This is a genomic window from Treponema bryantii (assembly GCF_036492245.1).
Taxonomy (GTDB): Bacteria; Spirochaetota; Spirochaetia; order Treponematales; family Treponemataceae; genus Treponema_D; species Treponema_D bryantii_C.
Genome location: NZ_AP025286.1, coordinates 2,093,867 through 2,117,442, shown reverse-complemented (window position 1 = coordinate 2,117,442; position 23,576 = coordinate 2,093,867). Strand labels below are relative to the sequence as shown.

Here is a 23,576-nt window from a genome sequence, read left to right as displayed (position 1 = left end):
CCAGTCAATGAACGCACGTTTTATTCTGAGACAAAGTTTTTTATTTTCTCTGATTTTTCTGCTGCTGGCGACTTTGTTTGTTTCCTGTAAAAAACGCGGACAGCAGACTGATGTAGAAAACTCTGCCAAAGAAAAATCAGATGAGGAATTGTATTCTTTTTACAGTCCTGCAGAAGATGACGCTTCCTGGGTAGAAGAGCTTTTGATGCATATTGAAGAAGAGCGAATTGCAGAAGAACTTTCTAAGATGGAAGACTCTCTGACAGAATATAAGATTGACGAAATACCGCCTGAAGTTTCAGAGACAGAAGAGTCTGCTGAATCAGAAGAAACTCAGACTGAAGAAAAAGTTTTCATTGGAAAAAACAATGAAATGAGATTCTTTGAATACAATAATGAAATTCTCATGCCGCAATATACAGAGGACGGGCTTATTATAATTCATTCTGCAGACGGAAATGTTGTCAGAAATTTTTACAATAATGATTATCAGCTTGTAAAAGAAGAAGAGTGGAAAATTGCTTCTGCGTCAGATGCAAAGAAACTTCGTAGCGAGATATTTGTTTATTCAGAAGAGACAGGAAAAGTTATTAAGAAGGATATTCTTACAGATACTGATGTTGAAACTGTAAATTATAATTCAGATTCATCACCTGTTGCTTCTGTGAAGTATATTTTGAAGGATGAAAAAAGATATCTGGTTATGGAAAGAAACTGGTTTTATGATGAACAGAATCGTATTCTAAAAGACGAACAGAAGGAATACTCTTATAAGGATTCTGTTTACGAAAATAAGCCTGTCCTTTTTTCAAAAAGATATGAATATAATTATACAAATACAGATGAACTGAATAACGAAAAGGATGCTGAAGATACAACTGAAAACGCTACAGATAATACAGCTCCAATTCCACCAGATTCAAAGTATTTTGAGAATGATGTATTAAAAATGCAGAAACAATATACAAAGAAAAAAGGAACTTATTTAACCAGAATATATTTTGATTCCGTTTTTTCTGTCATAACTTATTATGAAGATGACTTCCGCCTTCGTGATGAATATTATAATAACGGTCGCTTATTCAGAACAAAGGTTTACGAAAGAGTTGGAGAAGGAAATTGAAAAAGAACTTAATTACACAAATCAGATGGATTTCCGCAGTTTCCAGACGCTTTGCCCGTGTAGACAGAAAGGGACGTTCTGCAGTTACTTCAAGACTTGCGACTCTTGGTATCTGCTTTGGTGTTATGACACTTACTGTTGTAATGAGCATTATGAATGGTTTTCAGATGAGCTTTATAGATGCAATTCTGGAGGTTTCGTCATATCATCTACGTGCAGTAGATGTGCCAGAGCATTTAGAAAAGAATCTGATTTCTGTTTGTGCTGAAGATAAGCATGTTGCAGCCTGTGTTCCTTTTTATGAGTCTCAGGTTTTAATGACTGGCGAAAAAGGTGGAGCAGTTGCCGTTAATGTTCGTGCTGCTGATGAAGCAATTTACTACGAAGATGAAGGCTTTAGAAAGCAGCTAAAAATGCTTTCCGGAGCTTTTGATTTTTCTGATTCTGATTCAATAATATTAGGAAGTTCTCTGGCACGGAATCTAGGTGTTCGTGTTGGAAGTTCTGTAAACCTGCTCGTAATGAGTGGTGGAAGTGATGTAGAACTTTTTTCTTCCGATAGAATTTTTACAGTTCGCGGCATTTTTACTACCGGCTATGCAGAAATAAATAATTCATATGCTTTTGTCGGTACAGAAGCTGCTAAGAAATATTTCGGAAGTTCTGCTAAAAAAATCTGGGGAATTAAACTTCATAAATATGATGGAGATTTACGTGCGATTTCTTCTCTTAAAAAAGAACTTCCTCAAATCAATTTCCTTTCATGGAGAAACTTTAACCGGACTTTCTTTGGTGCTTTGCGAATTGAAAAGAATATGCTGCTGCTTTTAGTAGCACTTATTTTTGTTGTCGTTGCAATAAATATTTATAACGGTATGCGCCGTCTTGTTTTTGAGCGCCGAACAGAAATTGCAGTATTGTCTGCCCTGGGAGCACGTAAATCTGGAATAAAGGCAATCTTTATAATGCGTGGATTTATTATGGGAACTCTCGGTGCTCTTGTTGGAGTTTTGCTAGGTCTTATTATCAGTTTGAATACAGATGTTGTATTTACTGCTGCTGCAAAATTGATGTATGCAATTCAATATTTAGTCACTGCAATTACAGACAGACAGAATCTTCAGTATGTACAGGTTAATTCTTCTTATAATCTTTATGCAACAATACCAGCACGTGTTTTTCCAGGAGAAGTTACAGCAATAACCCTTTTTGGAATTCTTTCACCGCTTATTGCTTCACTTGCTGCAAGTAAAAATGTTTTGAAAATGACAGTTTCGGAGGTACTTCATAATGAGTAATATCCTTACAATAAAAAATCTTGAAAAGGTTTATGTAACAGACAGTGAACGTCTCACAGTTCTTAAGGGCCTGAATCTTAATGTTGAGGAAGGTTCTAAAATTGCTGTAGTAGGTGAGAGCGGTAGTGGAAAAAGTACCCTGCTGAATATTATCGGTGGAATTGATAATGCCACAAGCGGAACTGTAACAGCCGGTGAATGGGAAGTAACTTCTCTGACTGAAGCAAAAATGTCTGAATACCGTTCTAATTTCCTTGGTCTGATTTTTCAGTTTCATTACCTTCTCAAAGATTTTACAGCACTTGAAAATGTTTACATGCCGGCATTGATTGCAGGCTTACCAAAAAAGGATGCAATTGAACGTGCAACTCAGCTTTTGAATGATGTTGGAGTTGCAGAAAGAAAGGATCACCTTCCATCTCAGCTTTCTGGTGGTGAACGTCAGAGAGTTGCTGTTGCACGTGCCCTTATAAATGATCCTAGCCTGATTCTTGCTGATGAACCTACAGGAAATCTGGACCCTGCAAATGCAGAAAAAATCGGCAGTCTTCTTTTCTCAATGGCAGATAAATATAAAAAGACTTTAATCCTTGTAACTCATGATATGAAGCTTGCTGCAAATGCAGACCATCAGTTCAGTATTGTAGAGGGAAGACTTAAATGATTTTTTCATATTCCTTGAAATTTGCAAAAAGCCTGATTTTCCCTAAATCTGAAAAGAAGTCTGTTGCACGAAGAAGTCTTTTTGGAGCAGTGCTGTGTATTGGTTTAAGTATTGTTCCTCTTGTTGTAGTAACTTCAATTACTAACGGCATGATAGACGGAATGACGCAGCGAATTATAGGACTGTCTTCATCTCACATCCAGGCTTATGTTGCACCGGGTATCAGTAAGGTTCAGAGTGCAGAAGATTTTATAGAATATGCTGATGAGGCAGGTGAAGTACGGGGAGTAACCGGTGTATATCCGGAAGTAGAGATTTCTGCAATTGCAGCCGGTAAAAATGGCCGAAGTGGTATAGAACTCCGTGCCATAGAGAAAGACATCTTTAAGAGAAATAAATCTTTTAATTCATTGTTTGAAGTTTGTGAAGGTGAACTTAATGCTTTTATATCTCCAGATGAAAGTGCAAAAAGATCCCCTGCTGTAATAGGAAAAAAACTTGCCGAGGAACTTGAACTTCATGCAGGTGATGCTTTCCGTGTTATAACTACAAGAACTGCCGGTGATAAAATTGTTCCAAAGCTTACGTCCTTTACTGTTGCGGCAGTAGTTTCTTCAGGATATCAGGAACTGGATCAGTTCTGGGTATTTATTCCAATTGAAGCTGCTTATAACTCACTTTCAATGGAAAGTGCTTCTTATAATGTAATGTTCGAAACAGAAGATGCTTTTTCTCCAAATCTTGTTTCCATTCAAAAAAAACTTGCCGGAAACTTCGGGCGTTATGCAAATGTTTACCGCTGGGACCAGATTCATACAGCAGAGTTTGAAAACTTTTCATCAACAAAAGTAATGCTTGTATTTGTTATGATGCTCATTGTTCTTGTGGCAACTATAAATATTTCTTCAGCTATTGTAATGCTTGTTATGGAACGCCAGAAAGAAATTGCAATATTGAAAAGTATCGGAGCAAAGCCTCGGGGAATTACTCTTGCATTCTTGACTGCAGCTCTTGCCTGTGGAGCCGGGGGGCTTGTAATTGGGCTTCCAATCGGTATAATTCTTACAGTTTTTTCAAATCAGATTGTTCATGGGCTTGAAAGTCTTGTGAATTTGATTTCTGCTATGGGTGGGGGCGGAGAAATCCATCTTATGGATCCTGCCTATTATTTATCTGAAATTCCAGTTGAAATTCCTGGAATTCAGATTATCCTTATATCCGTATCAGTTTTGATTCTTTCAGTGCTGGTTTCTTATATTCCTGCACGAAAAGCTGGTCGTGAAAAACCGCTCGATATATTGAGAAAGAATTAATCGAACGGGAGGGTGGGCGTTATGAAGTGTTGTTCGGTGTGCGGATGCACCTTTGATCAGATCGTAAAGTCTCAAAGAATTGGCTGTGCAGAGTGTTATTACACCTTTGCAGAGGAATTCCGTGCGACTCTGGAAACTTACGGAATTTCAGGAGAGTATAAGGGCTCTCTACCAAAACGCCTGAAGGGCTACCGTTCTACACTAGTTGACCGCATGACAATGCAGATTAAGCTTGAAGAAGCTGTAGCAGCAGAAGATTACGAAAAGGCTGCTTTATATCGCGATTATCTAAAGGTTTTGAATCATGGCACGGAAATCAAAGACGGACAACAGTAATTCAGAAAAAAAAACGGGCAGTGCAGCTGGTACTGCCGGTGAAAATGTCTGGTTTTCAATGCCTGGAAAATATGATGATGTAGTTATTTCTACAAGGGCTCGAATTTCCAGAAATCTTGCAGATTTTCCTTTTCCTTCAAAAATGAGCGCAGATGATAAAGCGCGTGTTCAATCTTTAGTTTATGATGCCTTTTCTGGTGCTGAAAACTGGCGTTTTATTGATATGTCTCAGATTTCGGAGCCCGGAAAACAGATTTTACAGGATAAAAATATTCTTGATGAAGAATGTGGAGCTGCGGTAATCAATTATGGTGATGAAAGTTCCATTTGTCTTGTAAATGGTATAGATCATATAAAAGTTTCATCGTTTGTTTCAGGCCTGGACTGTGAAAAAGCAATGGAAAAGGTCTATAAAACAGACGAATTTCTTCAGGAAAAGCTCCAGTTTGCAGCAAGTATTGATTTTGGATACCTTACAAGTCAGATTAAGGATTGTGGAACCGGCTTAAAGTTCAGTGTACGGGGTTTTCTGCCGTCTATAGTGCTTTCCGGTCAGTTTGAATCTATTGTGAGCCTTGTACATTCAAAAAAAATGTCTATAAAGCCAGTTTTTAAGAGTGAACAGCTGGCTGATTTTTCAAACTGCCTTTTTGATATTACAACTACCAGCTGCGCAGAAGGAACTGAACTTGATCAGATGGCCGGAATTCACTCGATTGCAAGCGTTATTTTAAAAAAGGAACGCAAGATTCGGTCAAATTTTGCCGATAATAATCCTACAGTAGTCTTGAATTTTTTTAAGCAAAGCTACGCCCGTGCAATGTATTCACTGCTGCTTTCGTATGAAGAAGCAGTAAGTATTATATCTGCCGTTAAATGGGGACTTCAGCTCAAGCTTGTAAAGGGAATTACGGAGACCGAACTGAACGGACTTTATTACCGTGTTAAGGATGGTCATCTCAAATACCTTTGCGACAATTTTGCCTTTACCTTTGAAGAGGATATTAAGGCCAGCAGTGCTTTGCAGATCAAAAGACTCAGGACAATTGTAATTCAGCAGGCCTTTGAGGGAATCGTTAATGAAAAACCTGTCTCCTAGAGCAAAAAAAATCTTGATGGTACTGGCACAGGATGAAGCCAGAAAAATCGGAAGCACACAGCTTTTACCAGAGCATGTTGTTCTCGCAATTTTGAAATCAAAGGAAGGTCTTGGATATTCTGCAATTTCAGAGCTGGGACTTGATTCATCTAAGCTCGAAACAGCAATTGAAACTTTTTTCCGTGATGATATCCGGAATCCAACTCTCGACTCAATTCCAAAGAGTCGACGTTATCAGTTTTTGATTGATATAGCAGATATTGAATCTTCTGCTTTACATAATAATTATATTGGTACTGAACATCTTCTGCTTGCAGCTATTCGTGATGAAGGTAGTGTTACTGCAAAGTTCTTTGCAGATGAAGGCTACACAATTATGGATGCCCGATTTACTATGATGGAACTTCAGGCAGATGTCGGTTCTTCAATCCGACAGAAGGATGCAGAGAGTCTTGTTGATTCTGTTTTCAGAAGTCTCTTAAATGACGATGCCGGTGGCGGGCTTTTTGGTGTTTTTGATGAAAAAAAATCAGAAAGAAAGCAGCCAATTGATAAATCTAATGCCGGACAGAAGCAGTCATTCCTTGCAGAATACAGCCGCGACCTTACAAAACTTGCGCGCGAAAATAAAGATGATCCTGTTGTTGGACGCGATAAGGAAATCCATCGCGTAATTCAGATTCTTTCTCGCCGAACTAAAAATAATCCTGTTCTTACTGGAGAACCAGGCGTTGGAAAAACTGCAATTGTAGAAGGACTCGCTCAGCACATTGCCGCAGGAAAAGTTCCGGAAGGCCTTTTGAATAAACGTATTTTATCGCTTGATCTTGCTGCAATTGTTGCAGGTACTAAGTACCGCGGTGAGTTTGAAGAGCGCATGAAAAAGATGATGAAGGAGCTTCAGGATAATAAAGACATCATCCTCTTTATCGACGAACTTCATACAATCATTGGAGCAGGTGGTCCGGAAGGAACTATGGATGCTTCAAACATCATGAAACCGGCTCTTTCACGCGGTGAGATTCAGATAATTGGTGCAACTACAACAAAGGAATATACCCGTCATATTGAAAAGGATCTTGCACTTGAACGACGCTTCCAGGTTGTTAAGGTTGAAGAACCGGGAGATCAGGAAACAGAAGAGATTCTTAATGGCATTAAAACAAAATATGAAAACTACCATAGGGTAGTTTATGATGATGCTGTTGTTCCTGCAATCGTAAAGCTTAGCCGTCGCTATATTCCTGAGAAAGTTCTTCCTGATAAGGCTATTGATATTCTTGATGAAGCTGGAGCTGCTAAAAAAATTCAGGAAGAAGCACGTCCAGCTGAACTTGCTGAACTTGAACAGAATATCAGTCAATTGATAGAAGAAAAGACTGCACTTGTAAAAAATCAGGATTATGAAAGTGCTGCTCTTGTACGAGATAAAGTTATTGATCTCAAACGTCGTCTGAATGTATATACAGATCTCTGGAAGAAAAACGGAAGCACTGGTACAAAGCGTGTTACAGTTTCTGATGTAGAACATATTATCAGTGAGATGACAGGTGTTCCTGTCGAGCGTCTTTCTTCATCAGAAGCTGAGCGTATCGTTCACATGGAAGATGAACTTCACAATACTGTAATTGGACAGAACAGTGCCGTAAGTGTAATCAGCGGTGCAATTCGCCGTGCACGTGCCGGTATATCTTCTCCTAAACATCCAGTCGGTAGTTTTATTTTCCTTGGACCTACAGGTGTCGGTAAAACTCAGCTTGCTAAGGCTCTTGCTAAATATCTTTTTGGAAGCGAAGAGTCGTTAATCAGAATTGATATGTCTGACTATATGGAAAAGCATACTGCGAGCCGCCTTGTTGGAGCACCTCCAGGATACGTTGGTTACGAAGAGGGTGGTGTGCTTACAGAAAAAGTTCGCCGTCATCCATATTCAGTTGTATTACTTGATGAAATTGAAAAAGCACATCCAGATATTTTCAATCTGCTTTTACAGCTTCTTGAAGAAGGTGAGCTTTCGGATAATCTCGGCCACACTGTAAACTTCCGCAATACTGTAATCATTATGACAAGTAATGCTGGTGCCCGTCAGATTACAAATGAAGGTCGTGTTGGCTTTGGAACTCTGGACGGAGTTATGCCGTACGAAGAAATCAAAGCGGGTGCAATGAATGAGCTTAAAAAACTTTTAAGTCCTGAACTCATAAACCGTATTGATGATGTTATTGTATTTGATGCACTTTCAAAGAAAGAAGTTTCTAAGATTCTCGATATACAGCTTGCAGAACTTGGTGAACGCCTTGCAGAAAAAGGTCTTACAATCAGCCTTAAGCCAAAAGCTAAGGAATACCTTATTGAAAACGGCTATAATCCTGCAATGGGTGCTCGTCCAATGAAGAGACTCATCCGAAAGGAGATTGAAGATCCTCTTTCTATGGAACTTCTCTCTAATACCAGAAAAGATTATAATACAGTAACAATAGAATGCAATTCAGGAAAAATCAAAGTTCATCTGGAAAAAACAGAAGACAAAGTTCCTGTAGTTGCAGTGAAGGAGAGAATATGAAAAAAATCGGATTGTTGATTACCTCAGTAATCTTCAGTGCAATCAGCTTATTTGCAGATGAGTCAGTAATTCATGTGGGCGTCTTAAATGGACCAACCTGTATACCGGCTGCATACATGATTGAAAACAATAAGACTGTAACTGCCGGCGAAAAATCAGCTGACCTTAGTTTTGAAAAGTTTGCCGACCCACAGGCTTTACTTCCAAAGTTAATTAAAAAAGAAGTAGATATCGGTTTTATGCCTGTGAATGTTGCAGCTAAAGTTTACAATTCCGGAAACAAAGCTTTGTTTTTGTGTGCAGTTACAGGTAAAGGAAATCTGAGCCTTATTACTACAAATACAGAGATTAAGCGTTTTACAGATTTAAAGAAAAAAACTGTATATGTAGCAGGACAGGGAGCAACTCCAGAATATATGTTCCGTTACATTCTGGATGAAAACAAACTCTCTTATTCAAGTGATGGAAAAACTGCAGACGTAAAGCTGGATTTTTCTATTCCGACAGCACAGATTGCAGCTCAGATGATTTCTGGAAAAATTGAATATGCTGTAGTTCCAGAGCCATTTGCTACAATCGCACAGATAAAATCCGACAGTGTAAAAGCAGCTTTAGATCTTCAAAAAGAATATCTTGAGTTAAGCGGTTCAAAAGAAATTTATCCGCTTTCTGTAATGGTAGTTCGTGCAGATTTTGCAAAAGAGAATAAAGAACTTTTTGAAGTCTTCCTTTCTGAATATGAAAAATCTGTTTCCTGGACAATTGCAAATCCTGTTGAAGCTGGAAAACTTACTGAAAAAGCAGAACTTGGACTTGCTGCTGTTATAGTAACAAAAGCAATTCCTGTTTCAAATTATGTTTACATTCCTGCTGATAAAGCAAAGAAACAGATTGAAGAAATGCTTTCAATTTTCCTGAAGTGTGATAAGACATCTATTGGTGGAAAGCTTCCGGATAAAAACTTTTACTATGGACAAAAAACAAAATAGAATCCTTAGTCTAATCTTATCTCCAATTATACTTCTAATTCTATGGTATGCGGTCGCCTTTTTTATGAAGGCTCCGCTTATTCTTCCATATCCGCATACAGTTCTGCTAAGACTTTTTGAGCTTACCGGAACTGTTGTTTTCTGGAAAAGTTTTTTATTTACTTTTCTGCGTGTTTTATATGCTTTCATTATTTCTTTAGTAATAGGATTTTTTGCCGGGCTTTTAGCAGCAGATTTTCCAGCCATTAAATCTTTTCTGAGATTTCCACTTGCAGTTATTCGTATAACTCCAGTTGTTGCCTTTATCTTAATCACATTATTCTGGTTTAAATCTGGAATGGTTCCTGTTGTTGCTGGAGTCTTAATGTCACTTCCTGTAATGATAACTGCCTGCGAAAAAGGTTTTGAAAAAAATCCTGAAAATATGGAAAAACTTTTTAAGGCCGGTTGTTATGGTTTTACCGGCTTTAAGGCATTCAGATATATCAGATTACCTTCTGCAAGTCCTTCAATTATTGCAGGAGCAGAATCTGTATTCGGCTTATGCTGGAAGGTCGTTGCTGCCGGTGAAGTTTTAAGTGTACCTCGCTATGCTACAGGAACTCTTATGCAAAAAGCTCAGGTACATCTGGAAACAGCCGATGTCCTTGCAATAACCTGTGCATTGATTATTTTCAGTTCTTTATGCCAGTGGGGCATTAAAAAAATCAGTAGTAAAAAACTCCAAAAAGCATTATAATTTAATGATATACAAGGTGTTATTTTTGAGGTTTTAGAATGATTAAAGAATTTTTACCGTATGACGTTGTCAGAAACGATGCGCTTAAACTGGCTCATAAAATCTATAAAGATGGTTTTATTCCAGATGTAATTTACTGTTCTCTTCGTGGCGGCGCTTACATGGCAAACGTTATCAGTGAGTATTTTAAAATTATCAGTAAGAGAGAGAAATTTCATCCTGTTTTGTACGCAGGAGTAGTAGCACGTTCATATTCAGATGTTGCTCAGCACACAAAAGTTTTTATTGATGGCTGGACTTATCCTCCAGAGAATCTTCGTCCGGGAGATAAGATTCTTTTAGTTGATGATATTTTTGATTCTGGACGTACAATCAATTCATTGGTTGAGACTCTTATCAACAGTCGCGGTATGCCACGTGAAGATATCAAAGTTGTTGTTCATGATTATAAGTATTTTACTTATCAGAAAGAACAGCTTCCAATTCAGCCGGATTATTTCTGCCGTAAGTTTGTAATCAATACACCAGATGAAAACCGCTGGATTCATTATATGAGCCACGAGCTTGTAGGACTTTCAAAAGAAGAACTTGAGAAGAATTATTATTCTCAGGATCCTGAGCTTCGTGATATTCTTGGACCTTTCCTTGAATCTTAGCTTTTGGAGTTAGCTTTGAATAAGATGAAAAAGTTTTTGCAGTTTTGCTTTATCAGTTTTGTTGCTTCTTTTGGTTTGCCTCTTTGGGCTGAAATTAAACTTTTGTCTCCTGTTGAAGGAGCATGGGCAAACAGGCAGATGCTTGTAATTGATAATTCAGATGGCGGAGACTTTTTCTATTCAGTAGACGGTGCAGATCCAGAAACATTCGGTTTTGCTTATGATGGACCGGTGCTTCTGGATGTTGACGGTGATATTCAGGTAAATGTTACAAGAATTACACCGGAAGGTAAAAAAGAAAAATATTCTGTTTCTTATAAAGTAAAGTCTGACAATGGTTCAGGTACTTCCTATAAAGATTTTGTTCAGACTTTCTTTGATGGAGGAATTTTAAATTACAGTTCTGGAAGTGAACTTGAAATTCCTTCTGATTTTATGTTTTATCTGGGACTTTCTTCAGATACAAATCTTCCTGAAAATTTCATGGCTGCGCGCACTCTGCGTCTTTCTCCAAGTTGTGTATTATCCCGTTATATTCCTTGTACAATTCTGGATAAAGAACGAGATGTAAAATACAGATTTATTATAAAAACTTTTCCGCAATCTGCTGGTGTATACAGTCGCCGTGATGTGCCTTTTGAGATTTCTGACTGGGATACAATTACTTTTACAGATATTGATCAGATTTATAAAATTGATTCAGAATACTGGGGACTTCCAACAGAACCTGTAAAACTGGATCGTTCTGTCAGTCATATGATTTCATGGCAGCCGCTTGAATACGATGCCGGAAATCCTATTGAGTTCTTTGTACTTCCTCCTAAGCCGGAAATTATAAGGAACGAAGCTGATGATGGAACGATTGTATATTCATTGCGCGGAGATGATTCTTATGCATTAAGCATAATGAATGCGGACGGAACTTATTCTGAACTTTTTCAGAATGTTGGAATTGATGCTTTTTACGGTGATGCAGTTTCTGGCAATCTGATTCTTGGAGTTCTTGCAAATTCTGTTTATCAGGGGAAACTTTCTGTTTCATACAATATCAACCGCAGAGCTCCGCAAATTCCAGTTATTAAAACTAATGCAGAGGGCTTTGTTTCCCGCGGAGTTGTAGATATCAAAATTACTGGTGCTAAAGGTTCTGATTTATATATTGCATTGAGCGAACCTCTGAACTTAGAGGAAACTGAAATTTCCTATACCGCAGATGATCCTATATTTAAGACTGTTACACTTGGCGCTTATAAAAAAGTTAAGGGTGATAGTTTCAGTTTAAGATGGACACAAAATGGATTGAATCCTGTTTATTATAAAGTTGCAGCTTATTCAAAAATTGATGATAATGCCAGCAGCCCGATTGAGTTTGCTGTTGTTATTGATCAGTCAAATTATTATTTTGATGCATCGGGAATCCCTGAAGGTGCAGATGGTACCTACAAGCATCCTTTTACAGATTTTAAGCAGTTAGCAGAACCGTTGTTAAAGCAGCGCGTTGTTAAGCTTAATGTAAAAGGTGAAATGAGAATTAACGAAGCATACAATGTATCTGCAAATTTTGAAATTATAAATGGCGGCGATGCAAGACTTAAATTTGGTCCTGATGGTTCTCTTGTTGTAAAAGCATCTACCTTAGAACTTTCTGATTGTAGAATTACTAATGTTGCTGAACTCACTAAGAAATCAATTGTTCCACTTATTAAACTGGAAAATTCTGTACTTACTATGAAGGACTGCATCATAGGAACTGAATTTGCAAGAAACGGAACTGTAATTGATGCAAGCAATTCAATTATAAATATTTCTGATACTATTGCTGCTGCAAATGCAGTATCTTATGCTTCATTTATTTCTGCAGTTAAATCACGTATTTCAATAAAGAAATCGTCTATCAATACTAATGCTGATACCAGTGTTGTAATTTCTGCTAATGGTGGAAATATAGCTGCTCAGAATAATGAGTTTATGGTAACTGGTGGTAATGGACGTATTGCAGAATTGTTTGGAGTTACTGCAAGTTTTAAGGAAAATAAGTTCAAGGCAAATCTTGTAAATACTACCAGCAAGACTGTTCCTCTTTATGTAAACAAAGCTACTAAGCTTACGGAAGAAAAGAATTCCGTACAGGGATTTTAGTCTGTGTTATACGCAGGTTTTGATGAGGCGGGCAGAGGTCCTTTAGCAGGACCCGTGTGCGCCGCCGCTGTGATTCTCCCGGATGACTTTCCAGTTGAAATCTTAAACGACTCTAAAAAACTTTCTGAAAAAAAACGTGCGGCGGCTGAATCTGTAATCAAAGAAAAAGCCTTCTGGGGAATTGCCATGGTTGATCATAAAAAAATTGACGAAATAAATATTCTTGAAGCAAGCATGCTCGCAATGAAACTTGCGTTTGAAGATATGCTGAAAAAATCGCCGGAGTTGAAGCTGGAAGAAATTTCCGGAATCACCGACGGCACCCGCTGCCCGGATGTGCCGATTGAATGCCGCTGTGAGCCTAAGGCTGACGGAAAATATCCCTGCGTAATGGCGGCAAGTATTCTTGCTAAAACCTGCCGTGACCGCTTAATGCTTGAAATGGACAAAAAATATCCCGAGTACGGTTATGCAAAACACAAAGGGTATCCTACAAAAGCGCATCGGGAAATCTGTCATAAGATTGGACCATCACCGATCCAGAGACTTACATTTAAGTATTAAGGTCGCGGGTAATATTACGTAACCAGCCTTTCTTAAAGTAATGTCTGATTACAAAAGGCATCTTTTCAAACTCATCAAGATACAAAACAAAGTATACCCAGAGCGGTGGAAGTTTAAGAACAAAGGCTGCAATCAAACCAAGTGGAACCGAAACTGCCCACATGTTTATACTGTCTGCAACAAAGCCGAACTTTGAATCACCACCGGCACGGAAAATACCACAAATCAAAACCGTATTGATTGAAGCTCCAATCAGAGAAACTGCATTGATGAAAAGAAGAACGTTTCTGTAATGAGCGGCAGTTTCGTTAAGATCTGCAATAAACGGTAGAACAGGGTAGAGACAAATCAGAAGTACAGCTCCAAGCACACCAGAAAGAATTGTTACTCTGGCAAGGCGACTTGCATTGCGTTCTGCTACATCCATGTCTCCGGCACCCATATATTTTCCAAGTACGATTGCTCCACCATAAGCCATACCAAAACAAAGGACAGAACCAAGCTGGCGTACAGTGTTTACAACGGAGTTTGCTGCAACAATATCTTCTCCAAGATGTCCCATAATCACAGAGTACATAGCAAATGCTGCACCCCATACAAGCTCGTTTCCTACAGCTGGCAATGAGTAACGGAAGAAGTCTCTTGTAAGAAATGCATTTCTTCGGAACATACAGGTAACAGAAAAACGAACATCTTTCTGGCGGCCTGCATAAATAAAGCAGATTACCATTTCGATAAAGCGGGCAATAGAGGTCGCAATACCAACTCCTGTAATTCCCATTTTAGGAACTCCGAAAAGTCCAAAAATGAAAACTGCATTTAAGCCGATGTTCAAAAAGAGACTTGTTGTTGAAGTGATTGTTACGATTTTTACACGTTCAATACTCTTAAAGCCTGCCTGGAACATCTGAGAAAAAGAAAGGCAGACATAAGAAAAACTTGCTGCCCTGAGATATTTACAGCCTTCAGTAATGAGTGTTTCATCCTGTGTAAATATCAGCATAAGGATACGAGGATAAAAGGCTGCAATAAGGGCAATTATGATTTCTACAGTACAGCAGATTCTAAGCCCAATTCCAAGAAGGGTTTTGATTGATTCGGTATCTTTCTTTCCCCAGTACTGTGCTCCGAGCATAACAAGCCCGGATGAAAGTCCTGTTGAAATCATAAAAAGAATAAACGCAACGTTTCCGGCTAAGGAAGACGCTGCGATAGCCGTTTGTCCAATGTAACCAAGCATGATTACATCGGCAGAGTTTACGGCTGCGGAAATAAGATTCTGAATCGCCATCGGCTGGACGACGTTTCGTAAATCTTTATAAAATGCTTTTGCTTCGTTATTCATTATCAGTAGATTTTTTACTTACGATGTGAATTACTTTTCCTGTTCTTTTAATTCCATCGTCGGCACGCTTTTCAGTTTTTTCGCCTTTTTCTGATTTTACGCGGTAAACTTTTTTACCAGCACCATATTTAGCATCTTTTTCAGCTCTCTTTTCTTTAGCTGCCTTCTGACGCTGTTTTCTGTCTTTCTCAACGTAATCAAGAGATTTTTCGAGGCCCTGAAGGAACTTCTGCATATCTTCTGCAAAAATTGCAATCTGATGACGGTCTGCTTCAACTCCGTCGCGGTTCTTGCTTTCTACAATCTGCAGAAATACATCACCTGTACGGTTTTCTTTTACATTGAAAAAATATGAACGATTTTCAAGATAGATTTGTGTTGTGAAAAGTTCTCCACGTGCTCCCATAATAAAACTCCTTATAAAAAAAATCTAAAAGGGGAGAGCCCTTAAAAACAAACGTAAAGAACCTTCCCTTGTAATTTTATGAATTGTGTCGCATTTAGTGCGATTTCTTGTAATTTATCACAAAGTAAAAGAAATTGCAAATAGCTCTAGCGGTTAAATTGACCGTTAATTTCTGCAACAACTGCCAATAAATCTTCCACAGCCTTGTCTGTAGTATGCGGACCAAAACTGAAACGGACTGCATTCTCACGGAGCTTAGCATCTACGTGCATTGCTTCGAGGACAGGACGCTTGTTTTTCTTTGCTGAGCAGGCGCTGCCGGTGCTTATTGAAAAACCTTTTGAGTCGAGGGCACGGAGCATTACGTTGCCTGGAATATTTTTGAAGGCTGCCTGTACAACATAAGGAGAGAACAACTCCTTCTTTTCTAAGCGGCTTGGAGGAACAACGGTACAACCGGGAAGAGCTGCAAGCTTTTCAATGAAGGTGTTTGTGCGATCTGCATCAGATGCTTTTGCCTTGTTGTAATATCGCTCAAGACATTTTGAAAAAGCTACTGCACCAAAAACATTTTCTGTTCCGCTTCGAATTCCTTTTTCCTGACCGCCGCCACGTAAGAACGGTTCACAGGCATCCTTCATATAAAGAATGCCGATACCGCGTGGGCCGCAGATTTTATGTGAGCTCAGGGCTGCACTGTCTATTCCTTTGTATGAAAGATTCAGGTTGATTTTGCCTGCTGCCTGAACGCAGTCTACATGGAACTTTGGACGTCGTTTTCCTTCGCAGGCTTTTGTGATTGCATCTGCAATTTCGTAAATCGGCTGGATAACACCAGTTTCGTTGTTTACTGCCATAATGCAGATAAGAACTGTATCGCTTGTGATAAGTCCTGCTACGGTTTCCGGCTGGATGATACCATCAGAGTCAGCTGGAATCTGAACAACTTTCCAGCCGCAGTTTTTTAAAGCTTCTGATTGTTCACGGATTGCAGGATGCTCGATTGAACTTACAAGCACAGTTCCTTTCATTGGTTTTGTTAAAACTGAAAGAAGGGGAATCTGATCGCTTTCTGTTCCGCCTGAAGTAAAATAAACTGTTTCTGGTTTTACTCCAAGTGCTTTTGCGGCACGGCTACGTGCAGCGTCTAAAACTTCACGGGCTTTTTTTCCAACCTCGTGAGTACTGGAAGGGTTTCCCCAGAACTGTAAAGTTTCTTCAAGAGATTCTCTTAAAATATCTTCATCCGCAGGGCTTGTTGCAGCCCAGTCAAAATAATGTTCTTTGTCCATTTAAGCCTTCAAAACAGAAGCTATAAGTTTTTCATCAACTTCTTCAATCTGAATTTCTGTAACTGCCTTGCAGATAATCAATCTGATTTTTTCTGAAAGGTTTTTCTTGTCTGTGCGCATAATTGTAATAAGACGTTCACTAAAGCCACCACCTTTTACAAATGATGGTACGGACTCTGTGTACCATTTATACGCTTTGAGAATTCCAAAAACTTCATCACGGAATGCCTGCATGCAGTATTCTTTTTTATAAGCAAGTTCAACAGCTCGGCCGATTCCCCAGGCAACAGCCGCTCCATGAGTAATTGAGCCAAGACCGGCAACAGTTTCCAGAGCGTGACCAAAAGTATGTCCAAGATTGAGATATGCACGGATTCCCTGTTCTGTAAAATCCTGTTCAACAATACTTCCTTTTGCCTTTACGCATTTATGAATGATTTTCTCAAGTGTTTTGCTGTCTCGTGAATTGATTTTATCAGCATCATTCTTAAACATATCATAAAGTTCTTTGTCAAAAAGAAGAGCAGTTTTAAATGCTTCTGCAAGACCTGAGTTATACTGATTTTCTGGGAGATACTGAACAAACTCCGGGAAGTAGAAAAGTTTTGTCGCTGGGAAGAATGTTCCGATTATGTTTTTGTAATTTTCAAAATCACAGCCAGTCTTACCACCGATTGATGCATCTACCATAGCAAGAAGGGTAGTAGGAACAAACTGAACGGAAGTTCCGCGTTTGTAGATTGATGCAGCAAAAGCTGTTAAATCACAGATTACACCGCCACCGATACCGATGAAAATATCCTTTCGTGTAAAATTAGCATCAAAAGCTGCGCGTACAATATTCAATACACTTTCAATTGTTTTATATGGTTCACCTGAGCCAAGAATTAAGAGACAGTCTTTGCCGCAAACGCCATCATCAAATTTAGAAATAAAAGACTGCATGCACTCAAGACTTGCAACTGTGGCATCAGTTACAAAAAAGCGGCGGCGTGTTTCCTGTGCTTCTTCGCCTTCGAAAAAGAGTGCTGCTAAATCTGGAGTTCCAGAAATGAATTTGATAAGAGATTTGTTTGTGCCTGCATGAAGGGCTGGATAAGAAATTTTAAAACTGTTTTGACTCATAATGAGCCTATTCTAGTATTTTTTATCCATTTCGTTAAGTTCTTTTATGTTTTTTTCCAGACGATCTATTTCACGATTGAGCATTTTTTCGTAATCAAGCTTGCCTTCTGCAATACGTTCGCGTTCATCTTCCCAGTTCTGTTTTGCTGTGATGAACATAAAATTGAAAGAGGCTGCATTAGCTTTTTCACACCAGACCTTTGCTTCCTGCCAGTAATATAGTCCTGCCTTATAGCAGCTGAGCGCTTTTTCCATATTGCGTAGATATTCGTCTTGCCATGGTGCATCGTAGAAATAAATGCACTTTTTGTCGTAAGTGCGTCCAAGTCGGAGGTGCTGTTCTATGAGCTTCAGATTGATATGCATCTGGAAAAGATATCTGTATTTTTCCCATTCTTTTTCAGTTGTGATTTTTGCGTCGGTAAACTGAGGATTACAGAAGTCTGCCTGAGCAGCCTTTTCCAGCCAGTAGATATTTTCAATGCAGTCATCAGGATACTGCTGATAATGAACGTGATAAAGCTTATACCAGTCTTCCTTGAATTTTACCATGTAGGCAAATGTTGGAGAGGTATGAAAGAAGATAATGATAGATGTAAGAAGTATTGTAAATAAACGCTTTTTCACGTTTTTATTATCGGAAGTATTGGAAAAATGTTTAGTAAACGAATATTTGCAGAAATCTTCACCTGAAAACCGGCTCCCGTGGTAAAACCCCTCATGCTGCGGGCGAGCTAGTTTTTTGTGTTAACAATCCTGCGGTTTTTCTTCGAAAAATCCTCGGATTGTTTTCGATGGCTAAGCGCCAAAACTCCTCGATGCAGCATGAGGTGTTTTCCCACTCCGCCGTTTTTCAGGTGAAATATCTGTTATTTATTTATATATTTCCAAATTTCTTCAGATATATTTTCAATTGTATCTGCGGCGTTTATACGAATTATTTTCATTCCAGTTTCGCCGGCAGTTTTTTCATATTCAGAAATCACTTTTTCATACTGTGCTGCAATAGCTTTCTGTTTTTCTATAGTTTCGTAGATTTCTTTACTTTCGCCACGTGCATTTACACGTCCCAGCGAGATTTCAGGATTTATTTCAAAGTAAAATAGGATTTCCGGTAATGGAAAAGTTGAATTCAAAAGTTTTGGTAACTCATCCCCACATGAAACCGACTGATATGCCATGCTTGAGAAAAAATATCTGTCGCTTACGACAATTTTGCCGCTGTCACAGAGTTCTTTTACGCCGTCTTTACCGAAAATATGTTCACAGCGGTCTGCGGCAAACAGGTAAGCGTTTGTTTTTTCATCAACACTGAACTCACCGCCAAGCATACGGCGTAAAAAACGGCCGGTTTCGCCTGTAGTTGGTTCTGCTGTGGCAACAAAACGACCTTCACAACTACTATTTCCGCGTTCTACAAGCTTTTTTATCTGAGTCGAGGTGCCAGCCCCGTCAATTCCTTCAAAAACAATAAAATTCTTTAATATCATAACTTTCATTATAAAGGGTTGTTTGTTTTTATACTATATTATAATCAAAAATTCCGATATAATAGATAGGCTAAAATGGGCTCATTGTATAAAAACGGCCGTGTCCGTAGTTACATTATGATTCTTCTCGTTCTTACAGCTCTGCTGATTTCTGCTCCAATCAAAAGGCTCATTACTAACGGCGTTAATGACAGAATTTACAGTTTTACAACAATGCTCCACGAGCAGACTGGACTTAGTATTTCTTATGAAAGGCTTTCTCCATCTCTTCTTTCAAATTTTTATATACATAATATCCGCGTATTTGATGATGACGGAGCTCAACTGCTTACAGTAAATAAAACCAGAGTCACTTATAGTCTTCTAAATATCTTCAAAAAGAATTTTCAGAAAGGTATTTCCAGTGTAGTAATTGACGGAATAAATCTTGATGTAGATGAACTTATAAAACTTACTGAGCGCTTCAATAAAAAAGGTGGCACATCTCAGGGGCTTGCGGAAATCAAAAAAATAATTCCAGAAAACATAAAACTTAAAAACATAAATCTGGAATATAATGATGAAAATGTCAGCACGCTTATAAATCTCAAAAATCTTGCTGTAAATAATTCTTTGCGAAAAAATACAATTGAAATTCAGTCTGAGGCTGTTTTGAATGCTTTTGTAACGGCAATAAACAGAAATATTTCAGGAAAAGTCTCAGTTTCAGGTTCAATTACAGATAATTTTGATGGATCTCAGGTAAATTTAAAACTTCGGGATTTTACAGACGGGGATTTCCGCTTAAATAAACTGAATTTTCATGCTTCCTATACCGGTGGTACAATGGAAATGCATACAATTCAGGCAGTTAATCCAATTTCTTTTGGTGCATTTTATGATACAAACACCGGTGATGTTAATGCACAGCTTCGTCTGGATAAACTTAAACCGCTTTCTCTGCTGACTATCAGTTCTAAACAGGTTGAATTAAAGAAATTCAGAGATTTTTCTCTGACTACTGATACTATCGTTAAATGTAATATAAATGACCATACCTTAAATTTTAATACGGATACCTCAGCCTTTGTGCCTCCAGCCGTTTTTCCGGGTGGGGTAAATATTGCTTTTTCATTCTATGGCAATGAAAAGAAGGCAGAGCTTTCAAAGTTTTCAATGAATGGTGAGAACTGTACTGCCTCGGCCAAACTTTCAATGGTCTATGAAACAAAGCAGATTTCTGGTTCTATTGAGTTGCCGGAATATAAGCTGCCAAACGGAAACGTTATATCAACAGAAGTTTATTTTGATCCGCTAAAAAAAGGTTTTATGGCCTTTTCTCCACAGCTTTTTATAGGAAGCCGTTCATTAGCAGCACTTCAGTTTACAGTGCTTCCTCAATCAGATTCATATGATTTTACCTTTGAGGTTTCTGATTATTCGCATCTGGAAGAAATTGAACCTGGAAAACTTCGAGTTGATGGAAGTTATCTGAATGCTTCAAGTTATTTCCAGTCAAATATTACATTATCCAGCCTTTATCTGGATAGTATTGCCGCTCTTGCAGCTCAATTCCTGCCGGAGGAAAATGCAAAGACTGTTGAATCAATACAGCCTAACCTTGAAACATATCTTTTGTCTGGAGATATGTATGCGTCTACAGATTTGAAAACCTTCTCATATAATATTCCGTATGTACTTCTTGCAAATGCAAAGTCTGACAACCAGGCGCTTATGTTTGCTATGAATGGAACTGATTCCAGCATCCAGTTAAATCAACTTTCACTCATCATGGGCAAATATGTAATGGAAGCTTCTGCATCATTGGATAGTGCTCCGGATTCTTCAGATAAGTTCTTTACGGCAGATTTTAATATAGATTCTATTCCATATCATTTTTCCGGATCAATCATGCCGGAAGTTATAACTATAACCGGCGATTATGGAACAGAAATTCAGATGAATTTCCGCGAAAAAAATGCTTTTGACGGAATCTTTTCTTTAACAAGTCTTCCTGTAAAACTGTTTGATAAATCAATTATTTTTTCAACAGATTCAAGTTTCTCTTTTGATAATGAAAACGGACCGTCGGTGCAGATTTCTCAGCTTGAACTTGAAATTGCAAGCGGAAATTTAAGTGTTAATCCAAAAGTCGTTCTTTCAGGAAATGTAACAAAATACGGTGCACGAATAGATACAATCGCTTATTCTGATTTCTATTCAGTTCTGGAAGGAACTGCAGATGCAATATTGAATATTAATGAAAATATTTTTGATTCCGTTGGAATTGGAATGAATCTTCATAATCCTGTAACGGATGAAATGATTATTATGGATGGAAGTTTTTCTAATCCAGAACATCTTCCAATGTCAAAAGACACTCTGCTGAAATCAATTTATATGAATTTTCAGATTCAACTTAAGAATCTAAGCCTTGGTCGCTATATTCAGCAGACAAACGATAATAATTTATTGACGGGAATGCTGTTTACTTCTGGAACTATAGAACATCCTTATATCTCATTAAATGTTGATGCACTTTCTGTGCTTGTTGCTGCAGATTTACTTACTGGAAGTGGAAATATCGTTCTGGAAGACAGAGACCTTACAATTTCAGATTTGCATATTAATTATGATGGAATGGACTTCTCAAATATTCAGGCTACTGCTTCCCTTACAGATATGACTCTGGATGCAACTGGTGAGTTCTTCTATGATATGGTAGACAGAAATATGTATGCACCTCTGGTTTTAACAGCAGGAAATGCAATTGTCCCTGAAGGAAGTTTCTTACCGGATACACTAACAGTAACTTTATCTACTCCAAGTTTCGGTGGAACGTTTATTAAAAAGCCATTTCCGCTTTCTTTTTCAGTTCTTTATGCCAACGATATCTTTTCAATTTTTTCTTCTGATAATTGTGGGCTTTATGGTACTTATACAAAAGATGGACTTCTCGAACTGAATCTTGATAATAAAAACTTTATGTCTGCAAAAATGGATGGAATTGTAGATATGAAGGTCGCTAATCTTGAACTCTATGATGTTTATGTAAATCTTCCAAAAGCCTTTTCTTATTTGAATATGGAAGATGTTTTGATTGCAGATAATGGAATTCTTACAGGAGATATTGTTGTAACAGGCACTCTTGATGATCCTGAATTAAACGGCTGGGCACACATTCAGGAACCTGTTGCAAAACTTCCGATGTTCTTTAAACAGAAGTTGAATGCTCCGGAAATCAGATTCAATATCATAAGTAATGAAATTCAGATTCCTGATACAATTCTGACAATAAAAAATAACCAGAGATTACTTGCAGGTCTTACTATATACATGAATAAATGGGACTTAGACCATATGGAAGGAGAGCTTAATTCTTATAAGAATGATCTGCTTCCTTTAAATATGAAAACTGATGTATTTACTCTGATTGGAAATGTCACTTTGGACCTTGATTTGTATTTAGAAAATAATGTAATGGAAGTTAATGGTGGTATTTCAGGAGAAAATGCAGAACTTATTCTTCCAATATTCAATCTTTCTGGTGGAGAAGTATCACCGGAAGAAATGCAGGTAATTACAAACCTGGATATTACACTTGGTACTCATGCTTCTGTTCGTCTGGATCCAATTATCAGATGTGTGTTTGTACCTAATACAACAATGAAGGTAATTGTAAATCAGCCTGAGGATGTATATAGAATTGAAGGTGACCTTAAATTTAAATCAGGAGATCTTGCTTATCTGAACAGAAGCTTCTATATAAAGTCAGGTTCTATCAGGTTTGAAGATGAAGATATTGGAAATCCTACACTTACAGTTACTGCAGAAACCCGTGAAAAGGATGAAAAGGGGCAGACTGTTAGAATTGTAATGGACGTTGATAATCAGACTATACAGAATATGGAACCGCGTTTTACTTCAATTCCTGCTAAATCTGAAAATGAAATCCGAGCTCTTCTTGGACAGATTGCTCTTGCTGATTCAAATTCTGCAGGAGGCTTCCTGTTTGCCGCTTCTGATTATGCATTGCAGACAACACTGGTACGTCAGGCAGAAAACAAGTTGCGGGATTTGCTAAATTTTGATATATTCTCTTTACGAACAAATGTATTGCAGAATACTTATAACCTGAGTGTTGCAAGAAATTCTTCGAAAGAAAATATTTCTATTGGTAACTTTCTTGATAATACGACTGTTTATATAGGTAAATACCTCGGCAGTTCATTATATGTTGATGCCATGCTTCATGTTTCATTTGAAGACAGCAATGTAAATGATATTAATGCCGCTGGTAAAATGTTGTTCCAGCCGGAGTTTGGTATGGAACTGGAGTCACCATTTGCAAATATTCGTGTAAATATGGCTCCTGATATTAATGCTTTATTAAAAAATCAATTTGTTCCTTCTGCGTCTGTAACTCTTTCATGGAAAATTGCATACTGATGTGGGA

At 38.1% G+C, this 23,576-nt stretch carries 19 protein-coding genes; 13 read left to right on the top strand and 6 right to left on the bottom strand.

The window, feature by feature from the left end; translation table 11 throughout:
- Positions 1-7: 7 nt before the first annotated feature.
- The 12 genes from AABJ44_RS09425 (at position 8) to AABJ44_RS09370 (ending at position 13,483) form a co-directional block, all read left to right on the top strand.
- Positions 8-1,123 (top strand): hypothetical protein, encoded by a 1,116-nt coding sequence (locus AABJ44_RS09425; protein WP_338368659.1) that lies wholly within the window; start codon positions 8-10, stop codon positions 1,121-1,123.
- On the top strand, positions 1,120-2,421 hold the full coding sequence (locus tag AABJ44_RS09420; RefSeq protein WP_338368657.1) for an ABC transporter permease: 1,302 nt from the start codon (positions 1,120-1,122) through the stop codon (positions 2,419-2,421). Before AABJ44_RS09425 ends, AABJ44_RS09420 begins: the two co-directional genes overlap by 4 nt.
- Positions 2,411-3,085, top strand: coding sequence for an ABC transporter ATP-binding protein (locus AABJ44_RS09415; protein WP_338371296.1), 675 nt, complete (start codon positions 2,411-2,413; stop codon positions 3,083-3,085). Before AABJ44_RS09420 ends, AABJ44_RS09415 begins: the two co-directional genes overlap by 11 nt.
- Positions 3,082-4,398, top strand: a complete 1,317-nt coding sequence (locus tag AABJ44_RS09410; protein ID WP_338368656.1) for an ABC transporter permease — start codon at positions 3,082-3,084, stop codon at positions 4,396-4,398. The genes AABJ44_RS09415 and AABJ44_RS09410 overlap by 4 nt, the downstream gene beginning before the upstream one ends.
- Positions 4,399-4,419: 21 nt before the next feature.
- On the top strand, positions 4,420-4,734 hold the full coding sequence (locus AABJ44_RS09405; RefSeq protein WP_074640177.1) for a UvrB/UvrC motif-containing protein: 315 nt from the start codon (positions 4,420-4,422) through the stop codon (positions 4,732-4,734).
- Positions 4,703-5,833 carry a hypothetical protein gene (locus AABJ44_RS09400; RefSeq protein ID WP_338368655.1) on the top strand — a complete coding sequence of 377 codons (1,131 nt, stop codon included), beginning with the start codon at positions 4,703-4,705 and terminating at the stop codon, positions 5,831-5,833. Before AABJ44_RS09405 ends, AABJ44_RS09400 begins: the two co-directional genes overlap by 32 nt.
- A complete protein-coding gene (locus tag AABJ44_RS09395; protein WP_338368654.1) occupies positions 5,814-8,396 on the top strand; it encodes an ATP-dependent Clp protease ATP-binding subunit in 2,583 nt (860 codons plus the stop codon). Before AABJ44_RS09400 ends, AABJ44_RS09395 begins: the two co-directional genes overlap by 20 nt.
- Positions 8,393-9,385, top strand: coding sequence for an ABC transporter substrate-binding protein (locus AABJ44_RS09390; RefSeq protein ID WP_338368653.1), 993 nt, complete (start codon positions 8,393-8,395; stop codon positions 9,383-9,385). Before AABJ44_RS09395 ends, AABJ44_RS09390 begins: the two co-directional genes overlap by 4 nt.
- Positions 9,386-9,449: 64 nt before the next feature.
- On the top strand, positions 9,450-10,124 hold the full coding sequence (locus AABJ44_RS09385) for an ABC transporter permease (protein ID WP_338368651.1): 675 nt from the start codon (positions 9,450-9,452) through the stop codon (positions 10,122-10,124).
- 38 nt (positions 10,125-10,162) lie between these two features.
- Positions 10,163-10,780, top strand: a complete 618-nt coding sequence (locus tag AABJ44_RS09380) for a phosphoribosyltransferase (RefSeq protein WP_074640187.1) — start codon at positions 10,163-10,165, stop codon at positions 10,778-10,780.
- A gap of 15 nt (positions 10,781-10,795) precedes the next feature.
- Positions 10,796-12,919, top strand: a complete 2,124-nt coding sequence (locus AABJ44_RS09375) for a hypothetical protein (RefSeq protein WP_338368650.1) — start codon at positions 10,796-10,798, stop codon at positions 12,917-12,919.
- Positions 12,920-12,922: 3 nt separating this feature from the next.
- Positions 12,923-13,483 (top strand): ribonuclease HII, encoded by a 561-nt coding sequence (locus tag AABJ44_RS09370; protein ID WP_338368649.1) that lies wholly within the window; start codon positions 12,923-12,925, stop codon positions 13,481-13,483.
- Here the strand turns inward: AABJ44_RS09370 and AABJ44_RS09365 are convergent.
- From AABJ44_RS09365 to tmk, 6 genes are all read right to left on the bottom strand, one after another.
- A complete protein-coding gene (locus AABJ44_RS09365) occupies positions 13,473-14,828 on the bottom strand; it encodes an MATE family efflux transporter (protein ID WP_338368648.1) in 1,356 nt (451 codons plus the stop codon). The genes AABJ44_RS09370 and AABJ44_RS09365 overlap by 11 nt on opposite strands.
- On the bottom strand, positions 14,821-15,234 hold the full coding sequence (locus AABJ44_RS09360) for a PUR family DNA/RNA-binding protein (protein WP_338368647.1): 414 nt from the start codon (positions 15,232-15,234) through the stop codon (positions 14,821-14,823). Before AABJ44_RS09360 ends, AABJ44_RS09365 begins: the two co-directional genes overlap by 8 nt.
- A gap of 146 nt (positions 15,235-15,380) precedes the next feature.
- Complete coding sequence (locus AABJ44_RS09355) at positions 15,381-16,526, bottom strand: cysteine desulfurase family protein (RefSeq protein ID WP_338368646.1); 1,146 nt, start codon at positions 16,524-16,526, stop codon at positions 15,381-15,383.
- Positions 16,527-17,651, bottom strand: a complete 1,125-nt coding sequence (locus AABJ44_RS09350) for a 3-dehydroquinate synthase (RefSeq protein WP_338368645.1) — start codon at positions 17,649-17,651, stop codon at positions 16,527-16,529.
- Positions 17,652-17,663: 12 nt separating this feature from the next.
- Positions 17,664-18,278, bottom strand: coding sequence for a hypothetical protein (locus tag AABJ44_RS09345; RefSeq protein ID WP_422100123.1), 615 nt, complete (start codon positions 18,276-18,278; stop codon positions 17,664-17,666).
- 242 nt (positions 18,279-18,520) lie between these two features.
- On the bottom strand, positions 18,521-19,141 hold the full coding sequence (gene tmk, locus AABJ44_RS09340; RefSeq protein WP_338368644.1) for a dTMP kinase: 621 nt from the start codon (positions 19,139-19,141) through the stop codon (positions 18,521-18,523).
- A gap of 84 nt (positions 19,142-19,225) precedes the next feature.
- Between tmk and AABJ44_RS09335 the strand changes: the two genes are divergently transcribed.
- On the top strand, positions 19,226-23,569 hold the full coding sequence (locus tag AABJ44_RS09335; RefSeq protein ID WP_338368643.1) for a translocation/assembly module TamB domain-containing protein: 4,344 nt from the start codon (positions 19,226-19,228) through the stop codon (positions 23,567-23,569).
- The last annotated feature ends 7 nt before the right edge of the window (positions 23,570-23,576 follow it).